This is a genomic window from Terrabacter sp. 05T424 (genome assembly GCF_056396225.1).
Genome location: NZ_JBFTLB010000003.1, coordinates 92,012 through 114,740, shown reverse-complemented (window position 1 = coordinate 114,740; position 22,729 = coordinate 92,012). Strand labels below are relative to the sequence as shown.

21 protein-coding genes are annotated in these 22,729 nt (G+C 71.0%); 14 read left to right on the top strand and 7 right to left on the bottom strand.

Annotated features, from left to right (window positions below):
• Positions 1 to 44: 44 nt before the first annotated feature.
• The gene (gene gcvT / locus AC1DE0_RS09685; RefSeq protein WP_478099772.1) at positions 45 to 1,163 is read right to left on the bottom strand and encodes a glycine cleavage system aminomethyltransferase GcvT; all 1,119 of its coding nucleotides are present in this window, start codon (positions 1,161 to 1,163) and stop codon (positions 45 to 47) included.
• Positions 1,164 to 1,330: 167 nt separating this feature from the next.
• Here gcvT and AC1DE0_RS09680 point away from each other — a divergent pair, with 167 nt between their 5' ends.
• Positions 1,331 to 2,800, top strand: coding sequence for a leucyl aminopeptidase (locus AC1DE0_RS09680; protein ID WP_478099770.1), 1,470 nt, complete (start codon positions 1,331 to 1,333; stop codon positions 2,798 to 2,800).
• Between the two features lie 138 nt (positions 2,801 to 2,938).
• Here AC1DE0_RS09680 and AC1DE0_RS09675 read toward each other — a convergent pair whose 3' ends face one another.
• On the bottom strand, positions 2,939 to 3,127 hold the full coding sequence (locus tag AC1DE0_RS09675) for a DUF5302 domain-containing protein (protein ID WP_442292472.1): 189 nt from the start codon (positions 3,125 to 3,127) through the stop codon (positions 2,939 to 2,941).
• Positions 3,128 to 3,221: 94 nt separating this feature from the next.
• Positions 3,222 to 3,569: a hypothetical protein gene (locus AC1DE0_RS09670; RefSeq protein WP_478099768.1), complete on the bottom strand. Its 348-nt coding sequence runs from the start codon at positions 3,567 to 3,569 to the stop codon at positions 3,222 to 3,224.
• 186 nt (positions 3,570 to 3,755) lie between these two features.
• Between AC1DE0_RS09670 and lpdA the strand changes: the two genes are divergently transcribed.
• From lpdA to AC1DE0_RS09655, 3 genes are read left to right on the top strand one after another with little or no spacing between them, the layout of a single operon-like run.
• Entirely contained in the window at positions 3,756 to 5,135 is a 1,380-nt protein-coding gene (gene lpdA, locus AC1DE0_RS09665; protein ID WP_478099766.1) for a dihydrolipoyl dehydrogenase, read from the top strand.
• 31 nt (positions 5,136 to 5,166) lie between these two features.
• Positions 5,167 to 7,062: a 2-oxoglutarate dehydrogenase, E2 component, dihydrolipoamide succinyltransferase gene (gene sucB, locus AC1DE0_RS09660; protein WP_478099764.1), complete on the top strand. Its 1,896-nt coding sequence runs from the start codon at positions 5,167 to 5,169 to the stop codon at positions 7,060 to 7,062.
• Positions 7,063 to 7,087: 25 nt separating this feature from the next.
• Entirely contained in the window at positions 7,088 to 7,996 is a 909-nt protein-coding gene (locus tag AC1DE0_RS09655) for a TIGR01777 family oxidoreductase (RefSeq protein ID WP_478099763.1), read from the top strand.
• On the opposite strand, the gene AC1DE0_RS09650 is transcribed toward AC1DE0_RS09655, so the two are convergent.
• Together AC1DE0_RS09650 and AC1DE0_RS09645 are read right to left on the bottom strand one after the other, a co-directional pair.
• Positions 7,974 to 9,611, bottom strand: coding sequence for a serine/threonine-protein kinase (locus AC1DE0_RS09650; protein WP_478099761.1), 1,638 nt, complete (start codon positions 9,609 to 9,611; stop codon positions 7,974 to 7,976). The two genes, AC1DE0_RS09655 and AC1DE0_RS09650, sit on opposite strands and share 23 nt — an antisense overlap.
• Before the next feature lie 55 nt (positions 9,612 to 9,666).
• A complete protein-coding gene (locus AC1DE0_RS09645; RefSeq protein ID WP_478099759.1) occupies positions 9,667 to 10,734 on the bottom strand; it encodes a Gfo/Idh/MocA family protein in 1,068 nt (355 codons plus the stop codon).
• A gap of 36 nt (positions 10,735 to 10,770) precedes the next feature.
• Between AC1DE0_RS09645 and lipB the strand changes: the two genes are divergently transcribed.
• The 7 genes from lipB to AC1DE0_RS09610 all read left to right on the top strand — a co-directional run bounded on the left by lipB (position 10,771) and on the right by AC1DE0_RS09610 (position 17,137).
• Complete coding sequence (gene lipB, locus AC1DE0_RS09640; protein ID WP_478099757.1) at positions 10,771 to 11,430, top strand: lipoyl(octanoyl) transferase LipB; 660 nt, start codon at positions 10,771 to 10,773, stop codon at positions 11,428 to 11,430.
• Positions 11,431 to 11,478: 48 nt separating this feature from the next.
• Positions 11,479 to 12,456 carry an ABC transporter ATP-binding protein gene (locus tag AC1DE0_RS09635; RefSeq protein WP_478099755.1) on the top strand — a complete coding sequence of 326 codons (978 nt, stop codon included), beginning with the start codon at positions 11,479 to 11,481 and terminating at the stop codon, positions 12,454 to 12,456.
• Complete coding sequence (locus AC1DE0_RS09630; RefSeq protein WP_478099753.1) at positions 12,453 to 13,541, top strand: ABC transporter permease subunit; 1,089 nt, start codon at positions 12,453 to 12,455, stop codon at positions 13,539 to 13,541. The genes AC1DE0_RS09635 and AC1DE0_RS09630 overlap by 4 nt, the downstream gene beginning before the upstream one ends.
• Before the next feature lie 102 nt (positions 13,542 to 13,643).
• Positions 13,644 to 14,000: a YciI family protein gene (locus AC1DE0_RS09625; RefSeq protein ID WP_478099751.1), complete on the top strand. Its 357-nt coding sequence runs from the start codon at positions 13,644 to 13,646 to the stop codon at positions 13,998 to 14,000.
• Positions 14,001 to 14,010: 10 nt separating this feature from the next.
• Positions 14,011 to 15,282, top strand: a complete 1,272-nt coding sequence (locus AC1DE0_RS09620; protein ID WP_478099749.1) for an RNA polymerase sigma factor — start codon at positions 14,011 to 14,013, stop codon at positions 15,280 to 15,282.
• Positions 15,283 to 15,371: 89 nt separating this feature from the next.
• Positions 15,372 to 16,397 carry a lipoyl synthase gene (gene lipA, locus AC1DE0_RS09615; RefSeq protein ID WP_478099747.1) on the top strand — a complete coding sequence of 342 codons (1,026 nt, stop codon included), beginning with the start codon at positions 15,372 to 15,374 and terminating at the stop codon, positions 16,395 to 16,397.
• A gap of 5 nt (positions 16,398 to 16,402) precedes the next feature.
• The gene (locus AC1DE0_RS09610) at positions 16,403 to 17,137 is read left to right on the top strand and encodes a DUF4191 domain-containing protein (protein WP_478099745.1); all 735 of its coding nucleotides are present in this window, start codon (positions 16,403 to 16,405) and stop codon (positions 17,135 to 17,137) included.
• A gap of 142 nt (positions 17,138 to 17,279) precedes the next feature.
• On the opposite strand, the gene AC1DE0_RS09605 is transcribed toward AC1DE0_RS09610, so the two are convergent.
• Entirely contained in the window at positions 17,280 to 17,762 is a 483-nt protein-coding gene (locus AC1DE0_RS09605) for an RDD family protein (protein WP_478099743.1), read from the bottom strand.
• Positions 17,763 to 17,962: 200 nt separating this feature from the next.
• Here AC1DE0_RS09605 and glnA point away from each other — a divergent pair, with 200 nt between their 5' ends.
• From glnA to AC1DE0_RS09590, 3 genes are all read left to right on the top strand, one after another.
• Entirely contained in the window at positions 17,963 to 19,387 is a 1,425-nt protein-coding gene (glnA, locus tag AC1DE0_RS09600; protein WP_478099741.1) for a type I glutamate--ammonia ligase, read from the top strand.
• A 345-nt stretch (positions 19,388 to 19,732) separates the two neighbouring features.
• Entirely contained in the window at positions 19,733 to 20,065 is a 333-nt protein-coding gene (locus AC1DE0_RS09595) for a DUF1810 domain-containing protein (RefSeq protein ID WP_478099739.1), read from the top strand.
• 274 nt (positions 20,066 to 20,339) lie between these two features.
• The gene (locus AC1DE0_RS09590; protein ID WP_478099737.1) at positions 20,340 to 21,980 is read left to right on the top strand and encodes a Rieske 2Fe-2S domain-containing protein; all 1,641 of its coding nucleotides are present in this window, start codon (positions 20,340 to 20,342) and stop codon (positions 21,978 to 21,980) included.
• Here the strand turns inward: AC1DE0_RS09590 and AC1DE0_RS09585 are convergent.
• Positions 21,943 to 22,725: a sugar transferase gene (locus AC1DE0_RS09585; protein WP_478099735.1), complete on the bottom strand. Its 783-nt coding sequence runs from the start codon at positions 22,723 to 22,725 to the stop codon at positions 21,943 to 21,945. The two genes, AC1DE0_RS09590 and AC1DE0_RS09585, sit on opposite strands and share 38 nt — an antisense overlap.
• Between the last annotated feature and the right edge of the window lie 4 nt (positions 22,726 to 22,729).

Sequence of the window (22,729 nt, the reverse complement as noted above, 5' to 3'; positions counted from 1 at the left end):
GGGCGCAGAGGGCGCCCACCCGGCATACGTCTTGGGTCGGCGGCTCAGGCCTCGCGGACCTGCACCTGGACGAAGGGCGGCTTGACGACCGTCGCCTCGAGTGGGCGACCGCGCACGTCGATCGAGAGCGTCTCGCCGTCAGCGACGTCGGGGTGAAGGAGCGCCAGGGCGATGCCCTGCTTGAGGGTCGGCGAGAACGTGCCCGACGTGACCTCGCCGACCGCCTCACCGTCGCGCGAGACCGCGCAGTGCGCCCGAGGGATACCGCGTCCCGTCACGAGAAGGCCGCGCATGAGCCGGGTGGGGTTGGCCTTCTCGGCCGCGAGGGCCTCCTTGCCCCAGAAGGCGTCCTTCTTCCAGCCGACGGCCCAGCCGGCCCGAGCCTGGACCGGAGAGATGTCGAGCGAAAGGTCCTGTCCGTGAAGGGGATAGCCCATCTCGGTGCGCAGGGTGTCACGCGACCCGAGGCCGCACGGCTTGCCCTCGAACGGCTCCATGGCAGTGGCGAGCGCGTCCCAGAGCGCGGGGGCGTCGTCCCAGCGCGGGACGAGCTCGTAGCCACGCTCACCGGTGTAGCCGGTGCGGCAGACGATGACCGGGTGGCCCTGCCAGTCGGCCTCGACGAACGACATGTAGTCGTGGCCCGTCGGCAGCCCCAGCGACTCGAGCACCTCGTCGCTCCTGGTGCCCTGGACCGCGATGACGCCGTAGTCCTGGTGCAGGTTGGTCACGGTGATCCCCTCGGGTGCCGCCGCCTGGAGGCGACGCACGACCTCGGCGGTGTTGGCGGCGTTGGGGATGAGGAAGACGTCGTCGTCGGACTTGAGGTAGACGATGAGGTCGTCGACCACGCCACCCGACTCGTCGCAGCAGAGCGTGTACTGCGCCGAGCCCGGCTGGATGCGGCGCACGTCGTTGGTCAGGCAGGAGTTGACGAAGTCCGCCGCGCCGGGCCCCACGACCGACGCCTTGCCGAGGTGGCTCACGTCGAAGATGCCGACGCGCTCCCTCACCGCGGTGTGCTCGGCGACGACGCCGCCACCGGGGTACTCGATCGGCATGTCCCAGCCACCGAAGTCGGCCATCTTCGCGCCGAGGGCGACGTGGCGGTCGTGCAGGGGTGAGGTCAGCGGGGAGGCGGTCCCCGACGTCGCTGTCGTCATGGGCGCCAACCTACCGCTCGCCGGGTGGCGCCCTTGCGCTCGTTATCATCGAACGCCGCCACCAGCGGCAGCGTGGTGCGCACGACCCCGAGCGCACGCGCACGCCGACTCATCCTGAGGGCGCGACGTCATCGCGCGTCCTGATGCACACCGACAAAGGAGTCCTCGTGGCCAACCTGACCATCTCGAACCGCTCGGCCGCCGACACGCCCTGTGACGCGCTCGTCGTCGCGATCGTGCCGGGCGAGAGCGGCGCCGGCCTGGCTCCCGGGCACGGGCTGCCGCGCAAGACGGTCTCGCACCTCAAGTCGGTCGTCGCCGACCTCGAGCTCGCCGGCAAGGTGGGCGAGGTCACGACCCTTGCTGCCGTGCCGGAGGTGACGGCCAAGCTCGTGGTCCTCGCCGGCGTGGGCGCCCTGTCGTCCGCGCCCGCCGCTCTCGAGGAGGTGCGCAAGGGACTCGGCGCCGCCATCCGAGCCCTGGGCAAGAAGAAGAAGGTCGCGGTCGTCGTTCCGGGCACGTCGGTCGAGCTGGTCTCGGCCGTCGCCGAGGGTGTTGCCCTCGGGGCGTATGCGGTCTCGAAGGCCGGCACGACCAGCACCGACGTCGTCGCTGCGGTCGCGCTGGTCGGTCCGGCCGACGCGGCCTCACGCAAGGCGGTCAAGAGGGCGGCCGCGCTCGGTGACGCGGTCGCGTACACCCGCGACCTGGTGAACCTCCCGCCCAACCTGCTCTACCCCGAGACGTTCGTCGACTCCCTCGCCGAGCGCATCAAGGGCAGCAAGGTGAAGCTGAAGTCCTACGACATGAAGGCCCTTCGCGCCGGCGGCTTCGGCGGCACGGTCGGCGTCGGGCAGGGTTCGGCGAACGAGCCGCGCATCGCCGTCCTGAGCTACGCCCCCAGCCGCCCGAAGGCGTCGATCGCCTTCGTGGGCAAGGGCATCACGTTCGACTCCGGCGGCCTCTGCATCAAGCCGGCCAACGGCATGATCACGATGAAGTGCGACATGGCCGGTGCCGCAGCCGTCGCCGGGGCCGTCCTGGCCATCGCCGAGCTCGGCCTGCCGATCGCCGTCACCGGCTACCTCGGTCTCGCCGAGAACATGCCGAGCTCGACGGCCCAGCGGCCGAGCGACGTCGTGACGATGCGCGGCGGCAAGACGGTCGAGGTGCTCAACACCGACGCCGAGGGCCGCATGGTGCTCGGCGACTGCATCGCACTGGCCTCAGAGACCACCCCGGACGCGATCGTCGACGTCGCCACGCTGACCGGCGCCCAGGTCGTCGCCCTGGCCAACACGGCGGCCGTCATGTCGAACGACGACGCGTTCCGCGCTCGCGTGCTGGAGGCGGCTCAGACGGTCGGCGAGGCGATGTGGCCGATGCCCCTGCCGGCCGAGCTGCGCCCCGGTCTGGAGTCGATCAACGCCGACCTCGCCCACAAGGGCGGCCCCGAAGGTGGCATGCTCACGGCCGGCCTGTTCCTGCAGGAGTTCGTCGGCGAGGGCATCCCGTGGAGCCACCTCGACATCGCCGGGCCGGCGTTCAACGACAAGGCCCCCGCCGGCTACTGGCCCAAGGGCGGCACCGGCTTCGGCGTGCGCACCCTGGTCGGTGTCGCCGAGTCCTATCTCTGACAGCCACCACTACCGGCGAGAGGCCACTCGTGGCCCCCTCGTGACCGTCGAAAGGCCAGGACGCGCGGCGCGTCCTGGCCTTTCGACATCGGTGAGGCGGCACATCGTGGCCGCTCGCCGGTTGACGAGGTGGGGCCCTCAGCCGCCTGACTTGCGGCGGAACATCTGCTGCGCCTTGGCGGGCCCGTGCGCCCCGTGCACCTTCGAGCGGTCGTTGTCGTCGGAGACGTCCTTGCCGCCGTGCGCATGCTTCTTGTCGAGCGCCGCACGGAACTTGGCCTTCATCTCTTCGCTCGGGCCGCTCTCTGAGCCGTCCTGCTGGGACATCGGTGGACCTCCTGTGTGCTGTGGCGCCGGATCCGGCACGGACTGAACTCTTTTCACCCTGTCAGGCAGAGGCGGACGGGTCCACCCCTTTAGGTCACGCGTCGCCCTGACGGCGACGTTTGCTCCACTCGCGCATGCGGTTGGGGTAGCCGGTCTTGTTGACGTCGTAGACCGGGACACCCAGCTTCTGGCTGATCTCGAAGCCGTCCTTCGCGGAACCGACCGCACGACGGGTCCACTCGCCGTCCCAGGCGATGAGGACGATGGTCGTCGTGGTGACGCTGGTGGCCGGTTCGACGTACGCCTCCACGCCACGCTTGGACTCGACGAAGGCACGCAGGTGCACCTCGACCGCCTTGCGGTCGATCGCCATCTGCGGACCGTCCGAGCGGCCCTGACGGCCGTCGCCCTTACGGCTGCCGCGTCGCGAGAACCAGCCCATGGCGGCACTGTACGTGGTCTGACGGTGCGTACGAGCGGACCTCGCCGCGAGGCGTGACCTGCCTGTGACGTCCCAGACGATCAATGACAAGATGCTGTGTGCACGCCCACCCGTACGTCCATCCGCACGTCCCGGACTCCGCTGCACGACGGTCGGACCCGGCGATCCACCAGAAGGAGCCCATGCATGTCGGCTGATGCCGCAGGCGACTACGACGTCGTCATCCTCGGTGGGGGGTCGGGCGGCTACGCCTGTGCCCTCCGGTCGGCAGAGCTGGGCCTCTCGGTGGCCCTCGTCGAGAAGGGCCGGCTGGGCGGCACCTGCCTGCACCAGGGGTGCATCCCCACCAAGGCCCTGCTGCACGCCGCAGAGGTCGCCGATGTCGCTCGCGAGGGGTCGTCGTTCGGCGTCAAGACGACCTTCGAGTCCGTCGACATGTCCGGCGTCAACGCCTACAAGGACGGCGTCGTCGGCCGCCTCTACAAGGGCCTGCAGGGGCTCGTGAAGGCCGCCAAGATCGAGTACGTCGAGGGCGAGGGCGTCCTCGACGGCCCCCACACCGTCGTCGTCGGCGACCGCCGTGTCACCGGCCGCAACATCGTGCTCGCCACCGGCAGCTACGCGAAGTCGCTGCCCGGCCTCGAGATCGGCGGCCGCATCATGACGAGCGAGCAGGCGCTCGCGATCGACCACGTTCCGGCACGGGTGGTCGTGCTCGGCGGCGGGGTCATCGGCGTCGAGTTCGCCTCTGTCTTCAAGAGCTTCGGCTCCGAGGTGACGATCGTCGAGGCGCTGCCGCGTCTCGTGGCCGCCGAGGACGAAGCCATCAGCAAGCAGCTCGAGCGCTCCTTCCGCAAGCGCAAGATCGCCTTCAAGACGGGCGTCCGCTTCGCCGGCGCGACCCAGCACGGCGACGTCGTCACGGTGTCGCTCGAGTCGGGCGAGACCATCGACGCAGACCTGCTGCTCGTTGCCGTCGGGCGAGGCCCGGTCACCGAGGGCCTGGGCTATGAGGCCGCCGGCGTGAACGTCGACCGCGGGTTCGTGCCCACCGACGAGCGGCTGCGCACCGACGTCCCGGGCGTGTATGCCGTCGGCGACATCGTTCCCGGGCTCCAGCTCGCCCACCGGGGCTTCGCCCAGGGCATCTTCGTCGCCGAGGAGATCGCGGGCCTCGCACCCGCCGTCATCGACGAGTCGGGCATCCCGCGCGTCACCTACTGCGACCCCGAGATCGCCAGCGTCGGCCTCACCGAGGCCCAGGCGCGCGAGAAGCACGGCGACGTCTCGACCTACGAGTACAACCTCGGCGGCAACGGCAAGTCGCAGATCCTCGGCACCCAGGGCTTCGTCAAGCTGGTCCGCCAGGTCGACGGCCCCGTGGTCGGGGTCCACATGATCGGCGCCCGCATGGGCGAGCAGATCGGCGAGGCACAGCTCATCGTGAACTGGGAAGCGCACCCCGAGGACGTCGCCGGTCTCATCCACGCGCACCCCACACAGAACGAGGCGCTCGGCGAGGCACACTTGGCCTTGGCGGGGAAGCCCCTGCACGCACACGCTTGAGCCAGACACTGGGAAGAGGAGAAAACACGTCATGTCAGAACGCGTGACCATGCCGGCCCTGGGTGAGTCAGTCACCGAGGGGACCGTCACCCGCTGGCTGAAGAACGTCGGTGACCAGGTCGAGGTCGACGAGCCACTGCTCGAGGTCTCCACCGACAAGGTCGACACCGAGATCCCGTCTCCCGTGGCGGGAACGCTGCAGGAGATCCTGGCCCAGGAGGACGACACCGTCCCCGTGGGCGCCGACCTCGCAGTCATCGGCGACGGCGCTGCCCCCTCCGGCGGGGGCGATGCGCCAGCAGCCGAGTCGGCTCCCGAGCCCGAGGCAGCTCCCGCTCCGGCCGTCCCCGAGGCGCCCAGCACCGAGCAGGAGCCCCAGGCGGCGACGAGCGAGCCCGAGGCGGCGCAGGCGGAGCAGCCGCAGGCGAGTGCGTCGTCGTCCGAGGGTGGCGAGGGCCAGACGGTCACGATGCCGGCGCTCGGCGAGTCCGTCACCGAGGGCACCGTCACGCGATGGCTCAAGGCCGAGGGCGACGAGGTAGCCGTCGACGAGCCGCTGCTCGAGGTCTCGACCGACAAGGTCGACACCGAGATCCCCTCTCCCGTTGCCGGCACCCTGACCAAGATCCTCGTCCAGGAGGACGACACCGTCCCGGTCGGCGCCGACCTTGCCGTCATCGGCGGCGCCCCGGCGTCTGCCCCTGCCCAGGAGGCCCCGAAACAGGAGGCCCCGGAGCAGGAGGCCCCGGAGCAGGAGGCCCCCAAGCAGGAGGCCCCGAAGCAGGAGTCGGTTCCTCAGCAGTCAGCACCCGCGCAGGCAGCACCCGCGCAGGCAGCACCCGCGCAGGAGAAGGCCGAGGAGGCCAGCACTGCTGCCAGTGACGCGCCCGAGCCGGCCGGCAAGCCGGCGGACGCCGAGCGTCCCCCGGCACAGCAGTCGCCCGAGTCCGCGGCACCTGCCGGGGGCTCGTCGCGTGACGACGCTGCCGCGTACGTCACCCCCCTCGTGCGCAAGCTCGCCTCCCAGCACGGTGTCGACCTCGGCTCGATCACGGGCACCGGTGTCGGCGGGCGCATCCGCAAGCAGGACGTGCTCGACGCCGCCGAGGCCGCGAAGGCCGCCCAGGCACCAGCCGAGCCCGCCCCCGCAGCGGCCCCGGCTGCTGCTGCCCCTTCGGCCGCCCCGAGCGCTCCGGCAGCCGCGGCGTCGCAGGTCTCGCCCAAGCGCGGCACCCGCGAGAAGATGAGCCGGCTGCGCAAGGTCATCGCCACGCGCATGGTCGAGTCGCTCCAGGTGTCGGCACAGCTGACCACCGTGGTCGAGGTCGACCTCACCAAGGTGGCTCGCCTACGAGCCAAGGTCAAGAACGACTTCGAGGCCCGCGAGGGCACGAAGCTCAGCTTCCTGCCGTTCCTGGCCCTGGCCGCCACCGAGGCACTCAAGGCGCACCCGATGGTCAACGCGAGCATCGACGGCGACGAGATCGTCTACCACGGCACCGAGAACCTCTCGATCGCCGTCGACACGGAGAAGGGCCTGATCGTCCCCGTCGTCAAGAACGCCGGTGACCTCAACATCGCCGGGCTCGCCCGCGCGATCGCCGACGTCGCGGCGCGCACGCGCAGCAACAAGATCACGCCTGACGACCTCGCTGGTGGCACCTTCACCATCACCAACACCGGCAGCCGAGGCGCCTTGTTCGACACGCCGATCATCAACCAGCCGCAGGTCGCGATCCTCGGCACCGGTGCGATCGTCAAGCGTCCCGTGGTCGTCACCGACGCCGACGGCGGCGAGACGATCGCGATCCGCTCGATGATGTACCTCGCCCTGTCCTACGACCACCGCATCGTCGACGGTGCCGACGCCGCCCGCTTCCTCGGAACGATGAAGGCGCGGCTGGAAGAGGGTCGCTTCGAGGCCTGAGGCCCGATCGCATGAGGAGCACGCCATGACGAGGCGCGTCGCCATCACCGGTTCGTCCGGACTGATCGGCGGCGCGCTTCGCCGTCATCTCGAGGCTCGGGGCGACGAGGTGCTGCGCCTGGTGCGACGCCAGCCGAGCGGGCCCGGTGAGGTCGAATGGGACCCCGCGCACGGTCGGCTCGACGAGTCCGCCCTCGAGGGCATCGACGCCGTGGTCAACCTCGCCGGCGTCGGCATCGGCGACCGGCGCTGGAACGACGACCACAAGCGAGCGATCGGACAGTCCCGCACCGATGCCACCAGCACCGTGGCCCGCGCGCTCGTGGCCCACCGAGAGCGCACCGGCCGGTCCATCCGGCTCGTCAACGGGTCGGCGGTGGGCTACTACGGCGACCGCGGCGATGAGGTGCTCACCGAGAAGAGCCCACCGGGTCAGGACTTCCTCGCCGGCCTCGTGACCGGCTGGGAGCACGCGGCCCAGCCCGCCGTCGACGCCGGCATCCCGGTGGCCTACGTGCGCACCGGCCTGGTCATGGCGCCGGACGGCGGCGCGTTCAAGCCGGTGCTGCTGCTCGGCCGGCTCGGCCTGGGAGGCCCCATGGGCTCAGGTCGGGAGTGGTGGCCGTGGATCACCCTCGACGACGAGGCACGCGTGCTCACCCACCTCGTCGACCATCCCGAGCTGGTCGGGCCCTTCAACGCCGCCGCGCCGGGCGCCGCTCGGCAGAAGGAGATCGCGGCAACCATCGGTGCGGTGCTGTCACGACCTGCGATCCTGCCCGCTCCACGCTTCGCGCTGCGTGCCGTCATCGGTGAGTTCGCCGACTACGTCGTCGCGAGCCAGAGACTCGAGCCGGCGGCGCTGCTCGCCAGCGGCTTCACCTTCGAGCACCCCGACCTCTCGGAGGCCGTCAGGTGGCTGGTGCGCTCGTGATTCCCGTGAGCCGCCAGCCCTGAGGACCCCGGGCCAGGCCGAAGTCGAGCAGGCGGCCGGTGTCGGCCGGCCGGTGCGCACGCGCACCGTCGCCTGACACGACGACGTATGCCGTCCAGTCCACTCGGGCCCGGAGCACCGCGTGGGCGCCGTCACCCGAGACGTAGGTCGCCTCGGCCACCTCGAGGCGTAGGCCCTCCCACCGCACCCGGGACTCGCGCAGTCGCGTCAGCAGCGCCACATCGCTGGTGGCGCTCGCCGAGTGGGGCGCATGGACGGCGGCAAGTGCAGGCTCGTCGAGGCTGAGCAGCGCGCGCGCCCGTCGGTCGCTCAGCGCCTGGAGGAGGTCCTCGGGGTGCTGCTCGGGACTCGTGGGCTCGAGGACCAACCGGTCGGATGGACGCGGGGTCGGCTCCCCCGCTGGGCCTCGGGCGGCGCTCGTCGTGCGCGGGAGGGCCTGGGCAATGACGCCCGTCGCGGCTGCGGCCGCCGTTGCCGGGCGTGGCGGTGCGGGGGCCGTCGCCGGCGAGCTCGAGGGCCTCGGGGGCTGTTGCACCGTCGCGGGCGTCGTGACCACCACGTGGGGGGCGGCAGGCCCCTGCTGTCTGGCGGCCAGCGCCCACCCGGCGACGCCCAGAGCCGGAACGGCCACGAGCGCAGCAGCAAGGATGCGCTTGCGCCAACGCGCACCGACGGGGACGGCCACCGGCGGAGCGTCCCGCTCGGCCTCGGCGCGAAGTCGGTGGGTGAGGGCCGAGGCCTGGTCGGCTCCCACCACGACCTCGACCGGCTCGGCGGGCGCCGCCTCGTAGAACCGGATCGCGAGCTCGGCGGCGCCTGGACGACGCTCGGGTTCGGGGTCGATGGCCTGGGCGATGACCTCGGCCAGCTCGACACCCACGTGGCTCACGACCGTCTCGAGGTCGAGCCGGGCCATCGTGTCAGGGGCACCGTTGCCGGTCAGGCAGAACCACGCGACGGCCCCGAGCGCATAGACGTCTGCAGCGTCGCCCGGTTCGTCGCCGAGCAGCACCTCGGGTGCCACGAAGCCAGGAGTGCCGTGGACAGCGCCCGGCCCGCCGCCGGCGACGCGGGCCGCCCCGAGGTCGAGCAGGACGGGTCGGCCGGCCGGGGTGATGGTGATGTTGGAGGGCGAGATGTCGGAGTGGATGCCGCCGGCCGAGTGCAGGTGGGCCACTGCCTCGCAGACGGGAGTGAGGACGGTGACCACCTCGCCCGGGCGCAGGTGGCCGCGGCTGCCCACCATCCCTCGCAGCAGCGCGCCCCGAACGAGGTCGAACACGAGCGCCTCGCGCCCATCAGGCAGCGGGACGACCGAGCGCAGGGGCACGAGGTGCTCGTGGTGCACCGCCGTCAGGACCTGTTGCTCGACCAGGGCCTGGCGGGCGTCGACCTCGTCGCGGACCCGGTGCGGCACCTTGACGGCCACCGGGCGGCCGGTGGCATCGACGCCCGACCAGACGACGGCCGACGCTCCCGCTCCGATCACCGCGTCGAGGCGGTGACCCGGCACGTCGGGGACGTCCGGCACGTCACCCTTGTCAGCGATGTCGTCGTGCAGGTTCCGGGTCGCCTCTGACGCGCTCTCGATCACCCGCTCATGCAACCAGCGTCGGCGCCACCCGAGAGCGCGCCATCCACAGGGTCGCTCAGGGAGTCTGCCCGGGCGTGACCACGTCGACCACGCGCCGGTCGCGCGCGCTGATCCGGGCGGCGTCGATGATCGCGAGCACGTGGACGGCGTCACGCGGGTCGACCGGCATGGTCGCCTGGGGGTCGTGGTCGGCCAGGGCAGCGGCGACAGCCCGGTAGAAGTCGGCCTGGTCGGCGCCGGTCACGACCGGCCCCGGCTCACGCTCGTCACCCCTGACGACCCAGCCCACGTGGTCGCCGTCGTTCTCGAAGTCGCTGAACGAGCTCACCTCGTCGAACTGGCGGCCGATGACGTAGGCACCGCCCGACCCGCTCACTCGGGCACGCGGCCCCGGCGCACCGTTGACGGCGCTCGACATGATGTGGCTGACGACGCCAGAGGTGTGGCGGCAGGCGAGGAACGTGTCGTCCTCGGCCACCGTGGTGCGCGAGTCCACCTCGGCGTAGACGGACTCCACCTCACCGTGGAGCAGCACGGCCTGGTCGACGAGGTGGCTCTGCAGGTCGAGCATCACACCCCCGCCCTCGCTCGCGGGGATCTGGTCGCGCCAGACCTGCCTGGCCACGGGGCGCCAACGGTCCCAACGGTATTCGGCACGCCAGATCTCACCGACGAGCTCGCCGTCGCGGACAGCGCGCAGCGCGGCCAGCTCGGGGTCGAAGCGCCGGTTGTTGAACACGGTCAGCGGCACTCCGTGGTGAGCCGCCTGGTCGACGACGTCGAGCGCCGCGCTCGCTTCGACCGCCAGCGGCTTGTCGACGACGAGCGGCAGGCCCGCCTCGATGACCTGCTGGGCCTGCTCGGCGTGCACCCCGCTCGGCGACGCGAGCACGACGAGGTCGAGGCCGTCGACGCCGAGCAGCGTCTCGAGATCCGGCACGACGTCGGCATCGGGCAGCTCGGCCCGCACCTGGTCGGCCCGAGCCGCGTCGGACGTCGACACGGCCGCGACAGTGAGCCCGGCGCGCGAAAGAAGAGGGGCGTGGATGCGCCGGCCGGCCATGCCGTAGCCGACGAGCCCGACACGGAGGGTGGTGGACGGGGCCGGATCGACTGGAGGCATTCCGGCATCGTATGCCGCACGGCGTACCCTGACCGCATGCGTCTCGTGCACCTCGGCCTCGACCCCGACTTCGTCGACTACGAGCAGGCCTGGCAGGTGCAGCGCGACACGCACGCAAGGGTGGTCGCCGGCGAGGAGCCCGACACCGTCTACCTGCTCGAGCACCGCGCGGTCTACACGGCGGGCAAGCGCACCGAGCCCCAGGAACGGCCCAACGACGGCACCCCCGTCATCGACGTCGACCGCGGCGGCAAGATCACCTGGCACGGTCCGGGACAGATCACCGGCTATCCCATCGTGCGGCTCCCCGCGCCGATCGACGTCGTCGGCTACGTGCGCCACCTGGAGGAGATGATGATCCGGGTCTGCGCCGACTTCGGCGTCGAGGCCGGTCGTGTCCAGGGCGAGAGCGGCACGTGGATCGCCGAGGACGACCGCGGGCCGCGACGCAAGATCGGGGCCATCGGCATCCGCGTCAGCCGCCAGGTGGCGATGCACGGCTTCGCCTTCAACTGCAACCCCGACCTGTCGTGGGGCGAGGTGATCATCCCGTGCGGCATCGTCGGGGCGGGCGTCACCTCCCTGTCGTTCGAGCTGGGCCGTGACGTTCCGGTGACCGAGGTCCTCCCCCACGTCGAGAAGCACCTCACCGACATCCTGCCGACACTGCAGCCCAACCGCCGCGCACTCGCCTGAGCGACCCCTTATGGTGGCGACCACCAACCGGTCGAACCAGGGGGATCGATGGACGCCGCCGTCCGCACCGTCAACCTACGCAAGACGTACCTGTCCCGTGGCTCGCGGCGGGTCGCCGTCACCGGCCTGTCGATGGCGGTGCCGCTCGGAGGGGTGCACGGCTTCCTCGGGCCCAACGGGTCCGGCAAGACGACGACCATCCGGATGCTCCTCGGCCTCGTTCGGGCAGACTCCGGCACGGCCGAGCTCTTCGGTGAGCCGGTGCCGAGGCGACTCCCCCACGTCATCGACCGTGTCGGCGCCATCGTGGAGTCCCCGAAGTTCTTCCCCGCCTTCACCGCCCGGCAGAACCTCAATCTCCTCGCCGGCGCCATCGGAAGCCCCCGACAGCGCGTCGACGATGTGCTCGAGGCCACCCACCTCGGTGACCGCGGTCGAGACCGGTATGCCGGTTTCTCCCTCGGCATGAAGCAGCGCCTCGCGATCGCGGCGACTCTTCTCAAGGACCCCGACCTGCTCATCTTCGACGAGCCGACCAACGGGCTCGACCCAGCCGGCATCCGCGAGGTCCGAGACACCATGAAGTCGCTCGGGGCACAAGGCAAGACGGTTCTCGTCAGCTCGCACATCCTGGCCGAGGTCGAGCAGGTCGCCGACACCGTCTCGATCATCGGCCACGGCACCCTGCTGGCCGAGGGACACGTGGCCGACATCCTCGGCAGGCAGGGGCAGACGCAGGTGCGCGTCGGGGTGGCCTCCCCCGAGCGCGCCGCGCAGATCCTCCAGGCCGAAGGCTTCACCCTGACCCGTGACGGGCACGAGCTCCTCGTCGGCGCCGAGGACCCCTCCGCCATCACGCGGTCCCTCGCCGGCCACGGCCTGTACGTCAGCGCGCTCGTGCCGGTTCGCCCCGACCTCGAGTCGGCCTTCCTGGCCCTCACCGAGGACCAGGGGCTCGGGAGCCAAGCCGACCGGGCGGCGGGTGGCGCGACTGCGACCGCCGAGACGAGAGGCGGTGCGGCATGAGCGAGACCCTGCTCCCCTCGGACGAGCGACCGCGCACGCAGCGGCGGCCGGCCGGCACCTCTTTCGCCGGTCTCGTCGGGGTCGAGCTGCGACGGCTCTGGTGGCGGCGCCTGACCAAGGTGGCCGTCGTCGCGCTCGTGCTCTTCACCGGGGCCGCCGTCTACAACGCCTACAGCTCGAGCACGCCGGAGCGCCTCGCGCAGCAGATCGACGACTACAAGGCCCTCGTCGCGGACACCAAGCGCCAGCAGGCCGACTTCAAGGAGCAGCTGCCCCAGATGCTGGCCCAGTGCCGGCAGGACCAGGCGGCCGAACGGGAACGGTCGGGCGACCAGTCCATCGACTTCGGGTGCGACTCGATCACCGCGCCCACCGAGCCCACCCTCGAGCAGTTCGGCCTGGTGCCACCCGTGGCCGACGTCATCACGGCCGGCATCGCGACCTCCGCCGCCTACCTCGTCGCCTTCCTCGCGTTCGTGCTCGGTGCGAGTGCCATCGGGGCCGAGTTCACCACCGGCTCGATGGGCAACTGGCTGACCTTCCAGCCACGGCGCACCAAGGTCGCGCTGAGCAAGCTCTCCGCAGTCGCTCTCGGCGGAGCCGCCCTGGCCGTGGTGTTCGCGCTGCTCACCAACCTCGGCGCGCGCATGGTCGCGGTGGTCAACCGGCCGGGCGAGGAGCTCGTGCTGCCCGAGCCCGCCACCGTCACGGACTCGGTCCCCCAGCTGCTCCTGCGCGTCGTGGCGATCGCGGTCCTCGCCGGGGTCTGTGGCGCCGCCCTGGCGCTCGTGCTCCGCTACACCGCCGGTGTCGTCGGCGTGCTTCTCGCGTATGCCGTCGGCGTCGAGCTCATCGCGGCGCAGGCCTTCCTCCAGGGCCGGCTCAAGCCCTGGACCGTCAGCACGAACATCGAGGCCTTCCTGGGCAAGGGCTCGACGTACTTCGCCCAGACGTGCGAGGGCAGCACCTGCTCGTTCGCCCCGCAGCCGCTCTCGTACACCCATTCCTGGGTCTTCCTGCTGGTGGTCGGGGTCGCCCTCGCGGTCGTGGGCGTGCTCACGTTTCGCCGGCGCGACGTGGCCTGAGCGGAGCGAGATCGTCCTGCGGGACCTGTCGATGGCGGCGCGAGCCGTTCGTCGTTGGGGTAGCCGGACAGTCCGGCAGACACGAACCAAGGAGTGACCGACATGGCCAAGTACCTCGTCCTCATCTACGGCAGCGAGCAGGAGTGGGACGCCCAGACTCCCCCGGAGCTCGAGGCCAAGGAGGCGGGCCACATCGCCTTCTCCCGCGCTGCGGGCGCGGGGCGTCTCAGCGGTGAGGAGCTCGAGTCGGCGACGACCGCCACGACCCTGCGGGCGTCGGGCAACGGCACGCCGATCGTCACCGACGGGCCGTTCATGGAGACGAAAGAGGCGCTCGGCGGCTTCTACATCGTCGACGTGCCCGACCTCGACGCCGCCGTCACCCTCGCTCGGATGTTGCCCGAGCTGCGAGAGCAGCACGGGGCCGTCGAGGTGCGCCCCATCGTCGACCACGGCTGAACAGTCCGTCATGACGTCCGTGCCACCGCCCGAGGTCGCCGCCGCCGTGGCGCGCGCGCACCGGGACGAGTGGGCCCGGGTGCTCGCCTCGACCGCGAGGGTGACGCGCGACCTCGACCTCGCGGAGGAGTGCACCCAGGACGCCTTCGAGCGAGCGCTCGAGCGGTGGCCGACCGACGGCATACCCCGGCGGCCGGGGGGCTGGCTGACGACGGTCGCGGGCAACCGCGCCCGCGACGTCGTCCGCCGCGAGGCGCACGGGCGCCGCCTGCTCCCGATGCTCGTCGTCGACGAGCAGGACGAGGGAGCAACAGAGCCGTATGCCATGGGCGACCACCCGGTGCCGGACGACCGGCTGCGCCTGGTGTTCACCTGCTGCCATCCGGCGCTCGCGCCGGAGGCCCAGGTGGCACTCACCCTGCGCCTGGTCTGCGGCCTGTCGACGGCCGAGGTGGCTCGGGCATTCCTCGTGCAGGAGTCGACGATGGCCGCACGGATCACCCGTGCCAAGAAGAAGATCGCGGCCGCCCGCATCCCGTACCGCGTGCCTCCTCCCGACGAGCTGGCGGCCCGCCTCGGACCTGTCACGGACGTTCTCCACCTCGTGTTCACGACGGGTCACACTGCGCCGAGCGGCAGCCGCCTCGTGCGGCAGGACCTCGTGGACGTCGCGATCCGGATGGGGTGGATGCTGCACGGACTGTTGCCCGAGGCGACCGGCGTGACCGGCCTGCTCGCGCTCATGCTGCTCGCCGATGCCCGACGCGACACCCGGGTCGACCACCACGGGGCGCTCGTGCTGCTGGCCGACCAGGACCGGTCACGGTGGGACCGCGAGCTCGTCGCCGAGGGCGCCGCACTCGTCGGTGAGGCCCTCGCCGAGGGGCCGCCCGACCGGTTCACGGTCGAGGCGGCCATCGCCGCGGTCCACGCGGAGGCGCCGACCTGGGAGGAGACCGACTGGGCCGAGGTCGTCGGCCTCTACGACGTGCTCCTCGGCCTCTGGCCCTCCCCGGTCGTGGCGCTCGGCCGAGCCGCCGCGCTCGGTTTCCGCGACGGACCGGAGGCCGGGCTCGCGGCGCTCGCCCCGCTCCTCGACGACCCGACCGTGGCGACCTACCCCTACCTCAGCGCCACCCGGGCCGACCTGCTGCGCCGCCTCGGGGCCTGGTCGGATGCCGCGACCGCCTACGAGGAGGCGCTCGCCCTCGCGGGCAACGACGCCGAGCACGCGTTCCTGTCCGCGCGTCTCACCGAGGTGCGCGCGCACGGAGACTGCTGACCCGGCCCCACGGCATACGGGCGTGGTCGGGGGCGTTGTCGATCAGGCGTAACCTGTCCGGAGCAGCAAATCCCGACCAAGGAGCCCCTGTGTCTGTCGTTCCCGACGGCCGTCGTCTGCTGCGCGTCGAGGCGCGCAACGCCGAGACCCCCATCGAGCGCAAGCCCTCGTGGATCCGCACCACGGCGAAGATGGGCCCCGAGTACACCGCACTCCACTCGATGGTGAAGTCCGAGGGCCTGCACACGGTCTGCCAGGAGGCCGCCTGCCCCAACATCTTCGAGTGCTGGGAGGACAAGGAGGCCACCTTCCTCATCGGTGGCGACGTCTGCACCCGACGCTGCGACTTCTGCGACATCGCCACGGGGCGCCCGACCTCCCTCGACCTCGACGAGCCCCGCCGCGTGGCGGAGTCCGTGGCCCAGATGGGCCTGCGCTACTCGACCGTCACAGGCGTCGCCCGCGACGACCAGCCCGACGGCGCCGCCGGCCTCTACGCCGAGACGATCCGCCAGATCCACCTGCTCAACCCGAACACGGGCGTCGAGATCCTGCCGCCCGACTTCGGCGCCAAGCCCGAGCTCGTCGGCCAGGTCTTCGACGCGCGCCCGGAGGTGTTCGCGCACAACCTCGAGACGGTGCCGCGCATCTTCAAGCGCATCCGCCCCGCCTTCACCTACGAGAAGTCGCTCAAGGTGCTCTCGATGGCGCGCGAGGCGCAGCTCGTCACGAAGTCCAACCTCATCCTCGGCATGGGCGAGACCGACGTCGAGATCGAGGAGGCCATCCGCGACCTCCACGACGCCGGCTGCGACATCCTGACGATCACGCAGTACCTCCGGCCCTCGAAGCTGCACCACCCGATCGACCGGTGGGTCAAGCCCGAGGAGTTCGTGCACTGGTCCCAGGTCGCCGAGGAGATGGGCTTCAAGGGCGTCATGGCCGGACCGCTCGTCCGCTCGTCCTACCGCGCCGGCCGCCTCTGGGCGACTGCGATGCGCAAGTGGGGCCGCGAGATCCCGGCCCACCTGTCGCACCTCGCCGAGGCTGCCGAGTCCCCCGCCCGCCAGGAGGCGGCGTCGTTGGTGGCCCGCGCGCAGAGCGCCGTATCCTGAGCACCATGGCACGCAACAAGGACGGCGACGCGAGCAGCGCGCCCCAGGAGAAGAAGCAGGGACGGCTGTCCCAGATCCGTGACGTCTACCGGGTCTCCAAGCAGGCTGACCCGGTCATCGGCTGGTACATGCTGCTGACGTTCCTCGTCGTCTTCGGGGTGCTCCTCGTCGTCGGCTTCATCGTCAAGCTGCCCTGGATCTTCGGCATCTTCGGCGTGCTCTTCGGCGTCCTCGCCGCCACGATCATCATGAGCCGTCGTGCCGAACGCGCCGCCTACAGCCAGATCGAGGGCCAGGCCGGCGCCGCCGGCGCCGCGCTCACCTCGATCCGCCGCGGCTGGTACACCGACCGCGAGCCGGTCGCCGCCGACGTCGCCCGTGCGGGCGACATCAGCTCGGCCGCCATGGTCTACCGCGCACTGGGCCGCCCCGGCGTGGTGCTCGTGGGCGAGGGCCCCACCTCCCGCGTGCAGAAGCTGCTCGCTGCCGAGAAGAAGCGCGTCGAGCGCGTGGCCCCCGGCGTGCCGGTCACCACCCTGCGCGTGGGCTCCGGCGAGAACGAGGTGCCCCTGCCCAAGCTCGCGAGCAAGGTCCAGCGCCTCAAGCCGCAGATCACCAAGGACGAGATGGCCATGGTCAACAAGCGCCTCAAGGCGCTCGGCGGCATGCGCGCTCCCCTGCCGCCCGGCGTCGACCCGGCGCGCGCCCGGATGGACCGGAAGGCCCTGCGCGGCAAGTGAGTCCACCGGGCGGCATACGCAAGCCCACCCGGCTGGCGACTTCTCCCTGTTCATCGAGAAAGCGATCCGTCCGATCGGACGGATCGCTTTCTCGATGTTGGGTTGGGAAGCGGGGTATCGCATTCTCGATTCGTCCAGATGGTCAGCGGGTGCGGACCACGACGGTGCCCGGCACCTTGTCGTGCAGGCCCCGCCCGTCGCGGTCCCACACGATGGCCGGGATGAAGATGCCCAGCAGGATCGTGCGCACGATCGCCTGCACCGGCATCACCCGACCGGACGACAGCGAGCGCACCTGCAGCCCGGCGACGCGGTGACCGATGGTGTAGCCGAGGGTGCCGACGAGGAGCAGGTGCATGACGGCGAACACGCCGAGCACCACGAAGTTCTGACCACCCGTGGCGGGGGGCTGCGAGAACGGCAGCGGCACGGAGAAGAGGCCCCTCGCGATGAGGGAGGCGACGCCCCAGTCGATGAGCACCCCGACGAGGCGGATGCCGAAGCCGGCGACCGAGCCCGGGCCCTTCTGAGGGAGCCCGAGATCACGCCCCCGGAACTGCCCGTCGGTGCTCGTGCGCGCTCGGGGGCCCTCGAGCCAGGAGCCGAAATCCTTGCGGTCCACCACGGCACCAGCGTAACGAGACGCGAGCCGCGCCCTTTGCCCGGCCCTGTGCTTCCGTAACACCCGCGAAACATGCGGGTCACTGCCGAGAAATCGCCAGTCGCTAGTGTCGTCGACGACAGCACGGGGCCGTCCCTCGATCTCTGGCGCTCGAACGAGTGCCCGTGAGCCGGGTGGCGACCTCGCCCCACATAGGAGGTTGGATGTTCAGCTCAGCTGACGAGGTCCTCACGTTCATCAAGGACGAGGACGTCAAGTTCGTCGACATTCGGTTCTGCGATCTGCCCGGTGTCATGCAGCACTTCAACGTGCCGGCTGAGTCGGTCGACGAGGACTTCTTCACCGTTGGTCAGATGTTCGACGGGTCCTCGATCCGCGGCTTCCAGGCGATCCACGAGTCCGACATGAAGCTGGTGCCGGACCCGGCCACCGCGTTCATCGACCCGTACCGCGCCGAGAAGACGCTGGTCATGAACTTCTCGATCCTCGACCCGTTCACCGACGAGCGCTACAGCCGTGACCCGCGCAACATCGCGAGCAAGGCCGAGGAGTACCTCAAGTCGACGGGCATCGCCGACACCGCGTACTTCGGCGCCGAGGCCGAGTTCTACATCTTCGACGACGTGCGCTTCGAGACGAAGGCGAACGCGTCCTACTACTACCTCGACTCCGTCGAGGCCGCGTGGAACACCGGCCGCGTGGAAGAGGGCGGCAACCGGGGCTACAAGACGCGCTACAAGGGCGGCTACTTCCCCGTCTCCCCCGTCGACCACTTCGCCGACTTCCGCGACAAGATCTGCCTCGAGCTCAAGGAGGTCGGTCTCAACGTCGAGCGCAGCCACCACGAGGTCGGCACCGCGGGCCAGATGGAGATCAACTACCGCTTCAACACCCTGCTCCACTCCGGCGACGACCTGATGAAGTTCAAGTACGTCGTCAAGAACTCCGCCTGGGCGCAGGGCCACACCGCGACGTTCATGCCGAAGCCGCTCTTCGGTGACAACGGCTCGGGCATGCACACGCACCAGTCCCTCTGGAAGGACGGCGAGCCGCTCTTCTACGACGAGCGCGGCTACGGCGGCCTGTCGGACATCGCGCGCTGGTACATCGGTGGCCTGCTCAAGCACGCCCCGTCGCTGCTCGCGTTCACGAACCCGACGGTGAACTCCTACCACCGCCTGGTGCCCGGCTACGAGGCCCCGGTCAACCTGGTCTACTCGGCCCGCAACCGCTCGGCGTGCGTGCGCATCCCGATCACGGGCACGTCGCCGAAGGCCAAGCGCATCGAGTTCCGCGTGCCCGACCCGTCGGCCAACCCGTACCTCTGCTTCGCGGCGCAGCTGATGGCCGGCCTCGACGGCATCAAGAACCGCATCGAGCCCCCGGAGCCGGTCGACAAGGACCTCTACGAGCTGCCGCCCGAGGAGCACGCCGCGATCGAGCAGGTCCCGGGCTCGCTGCCCGAGGTCCTCGCCGCGCTCGAGGCCGACCACGACTACCTCCTGGAGGGCGACGTGTTCACGGCCGACCTCATCGAGGCCTGGGTCGAGTACAAGCGCAAGAACGAGGTCGACCCGATCCGCTTCCGCCCGCACCCGCACGAGTTCGAGATGTACTTCGACCTCTGAGCGGAGCGCAGCGGAGCCAGAGGTCGAACGAAGGTTCAGCGACCTCTGAGCGGAGCGCAGCGGAGCCAGAGGTCGAACGAAGGTTCAGCGACCTCTGAGCGGAGCGCAGCGCAGCCAGAGGTCGAACGAAGGTTCAGCGACCTCTGAGCGGAGCGCAGCGAACAGCATCGCAGCACATCCCGAGGGGCGGTCCACCACTGGTGGGCCGCCCTTCGGCGTCGGGTAGGAGGGAGGTATGAGCGACGACCCCTTCGACCTCGAACGCTTCGTGCAGGCGCAGGACCGTGGTGGCGCGTACGCCGCTGCCCTCGCCGAGCTGCGCGCCGGCCACAAGCGGGCCACTGGATGTGGTTCGTCCTCCCGCAGGTGGCCGGTCTGGGTCACAGCGACATGGCGAGGGCGTATGCCGTGTCGGGCCTTCCCGAGGCACGCGCCTACCTGCGCCACTCGCTGCTCGGGCCGCGGCTGCGTGAGTGCGTCGTGGCGCTGGACGCTCTGGAGACGACGAACCCGGTCGAGGTGCTGGGCGGCATCGACGCGACGAAGCTGCGCTCGTGCCTGACCCTGTTCGAGCGAGCGAGCACTGACGAGGCGGACAGCGAACTGTTCGGCCGGGTGCTCGACCACTTCTTCGACGGCCGTAGGGACGACGCGACGACAGGGATCCTGGGCTCGTGACGAGTGGAGGGACTCCGGCCCGGGTGGGGCCCGGAGGGCACTCCCGGAGTAGCGCCACGTCACTGTTGCGCGTGGTGGAGCAGTGACGTGCGAGTGGCGGGAGCCACCTTACGAGCGACCCTCGCGGCGGCTACGTCACTGCTGCGTGAGGTGGAACAGTGACGCGGTGATCCTTTGGCGTGGTCCTGGAGACCCCGTCCTACAGCACCTGCGGTAATCCGTCCTCGGCCCGGAGCGGGTCGTGCTCAACACGGCGCGATCAGACGATGGCGGGATGGAAGCACCGGTGGTCACGTCGCTCGGACACGCGGGGCTGCGCATCGAAGCCGCGCACCTGACGCTGCTCTGCGACCCGTGGATGTCGCCCCAGGGCGCCTTCCTCGGGTCGTGGTTCCCGTTCCCCGACAACTCGCACCTGCTGCGGCCCGATGTGCTCGACGCCGACTGGGTGACGATCTCGCACGAGCACCTCGACCACCTGGACCTCGATCTGCTCGCCATCCTGCCGACGCACGTGCGCATCGTGATCCCGCGCTATCCCGCGCCCGAGATGATCTCGCGCATCCGCGGCGCCGGGATCCGCAACGTCGTCATCGAGCTGGACCGCTGGGAGCGGCTCGCCCTGAACCGGCACGGCGACTGGATGACGGTCATCCAGGAGCAGTCGCCGATGTGCCACGACGCCGCCGTGCTCCTGTCGGTGGCCGGACACGCGATCCTCCACACGAACGACGCCCGGCTGACCCCGGCCCAGCTGCGCCGCGCCGTCGAGGAGGTGGGCCGGCCGATCGACCTCATGGGCGTCCAGATGTCCGGAGCGTCGTGGCACCCGATCTGCTACGAGTACCCCCCGGACGTGGTGGCCTCGATGAGCGCCGACAAGCGCCTCGGCAAGTTCAAGGCCGTCAGCCGGCTGCTGCGGGCGGCGCCCCCGAAGGTCGTCATGCCGTATGCCGGCCCGCCCTGCTTCCTGGACCCGACCCTGGCCCATCACAACGACCGCATCGCGCCACCCGGGATCTTCCCCGACACGGCTCAGGCGGCCGCCTACCTGCGATCACGCCTGCGCGACCAGGCAGTCGTCCGGCTGCTGCCCGGCGACCGCCTCGACGTCGGAACCGGCGCCGTCGAGCCGGACGCGCACTGGGACGGCTTCCGGCTGGCCGGCGACCACACCGACCTCGGGTCCGAGGGACGCCTGCCCGACGACCTGCACGCCTACCTCGACAACTACGCCGAGCGACGGGCGGCCGACGTCGCAGCCGTCTACGCGGCCTTCCCCGACCCACCCCGCGGCAGCGGCCTGGCCCAGCGCTTCGCGACGCACTTCGAGGAGCTCGGAGCCCTCTCCGACTACTTCCTGCACCGCATCGGCATGACGGTGCGCTTCGTCGTCGCGGGCGAGGACGGCGGCACGTGGGACGTCGAGCTCGGACCGACCCGGTGCAGCGTCGACCTGACCGGCAGCGCGCCTGCCCCCGGCTACCGCATCACCGTCGAGGCCCGCTGGCTGGACGCGGTGCTCACCGGCCGGGCGCGGTGGGAGGACCTCTTCCTGTCGCTGCGCATCTCCTGCTGGCGCGACCCCGACCGCTACAACGACTACCTCGTGGGGCTGCTCAAGCACGCCGACGCGGCGGCGCTGGACGAGGTGGAGCGCTACGAGACCGAGCGCGACCCCGACGACACGGTGACGCTCGCCGAGCGTTGCGCGGACGGCAGGCACGAGTGGGAGGTCAGCCGCTACTGCCCGCACGCCGGCGAGGACCTGGCACACGGGGCCGTGATTCGCGACGGTGTGCTGCGCTGCCTCGCCCACAACTTCGAGTTCGACCTCCGGACCGGCGAGTGCCTCAACGCCCGGTGCGACCCGCTCGTCAGCCGTCGAGCCGGATCACGGGCGGTCGCCCCGTGACGATGTAACGAGCGGTCCACGCCACGACCCGCAGGGTCGCCCAGAGCGTCGGCCGCCGAAGGAACGTCTGGTCCACCGCCACCCGCAGAGGCACGAGCTGCTCGACGTACCAGCGCTCCAGCGCCTCGGGATCGGGAGTCCCCGAAGAGACGGGCCCTTCGGGCACGGCCACGACGGAGACGTCGTCGCGAAGGCTGATCTGGGCGGGGCCTGTCAGCCCGGGCGTCTCGTCGAGCACCCAGGCGACGTCGGTCGGGTAGCGCTCGGCCAACGCCGGCGTCTCGGGACGCGGGCCGACGAGGGTCATCTGGCCGGCCAGGACGTTGACCAGCTGCGGCAGCTCGTCGAGGCTCGTCTTCCTCAGCAGTCGGCCGGGGGCGGTCACGCGCGGGTCTCCCCTGCCGGTCACCTCCGGTCCGTCGGTGCCGACTCGCATCGTGCGGAACTTGTACAGCGTGAAGGGCTTTCGGCCACGGGTGAGGCGGACCTGGCGGAAGATCACCGGTCCGGGGCTGGACACACGTACCGTGAAGGCCACGGCGACGAGGACCGGCGCGAGCACCGCGAGACCGACCAGCGCAACGGCCACGTCGAGCACTCGTCTCTGCCAGGAGATCGCGCCCACCGCTGGAACAGTCTCTGCTGCAAAGGATCTCGCGGCCCCCCGTGCCGTGTCGCCTGCGGCGGTGCCGTCGACACGTGCTCCCGGGGTGGTCGGTTCGGGGACGGCGTGGCTCGTCGTCATGGGA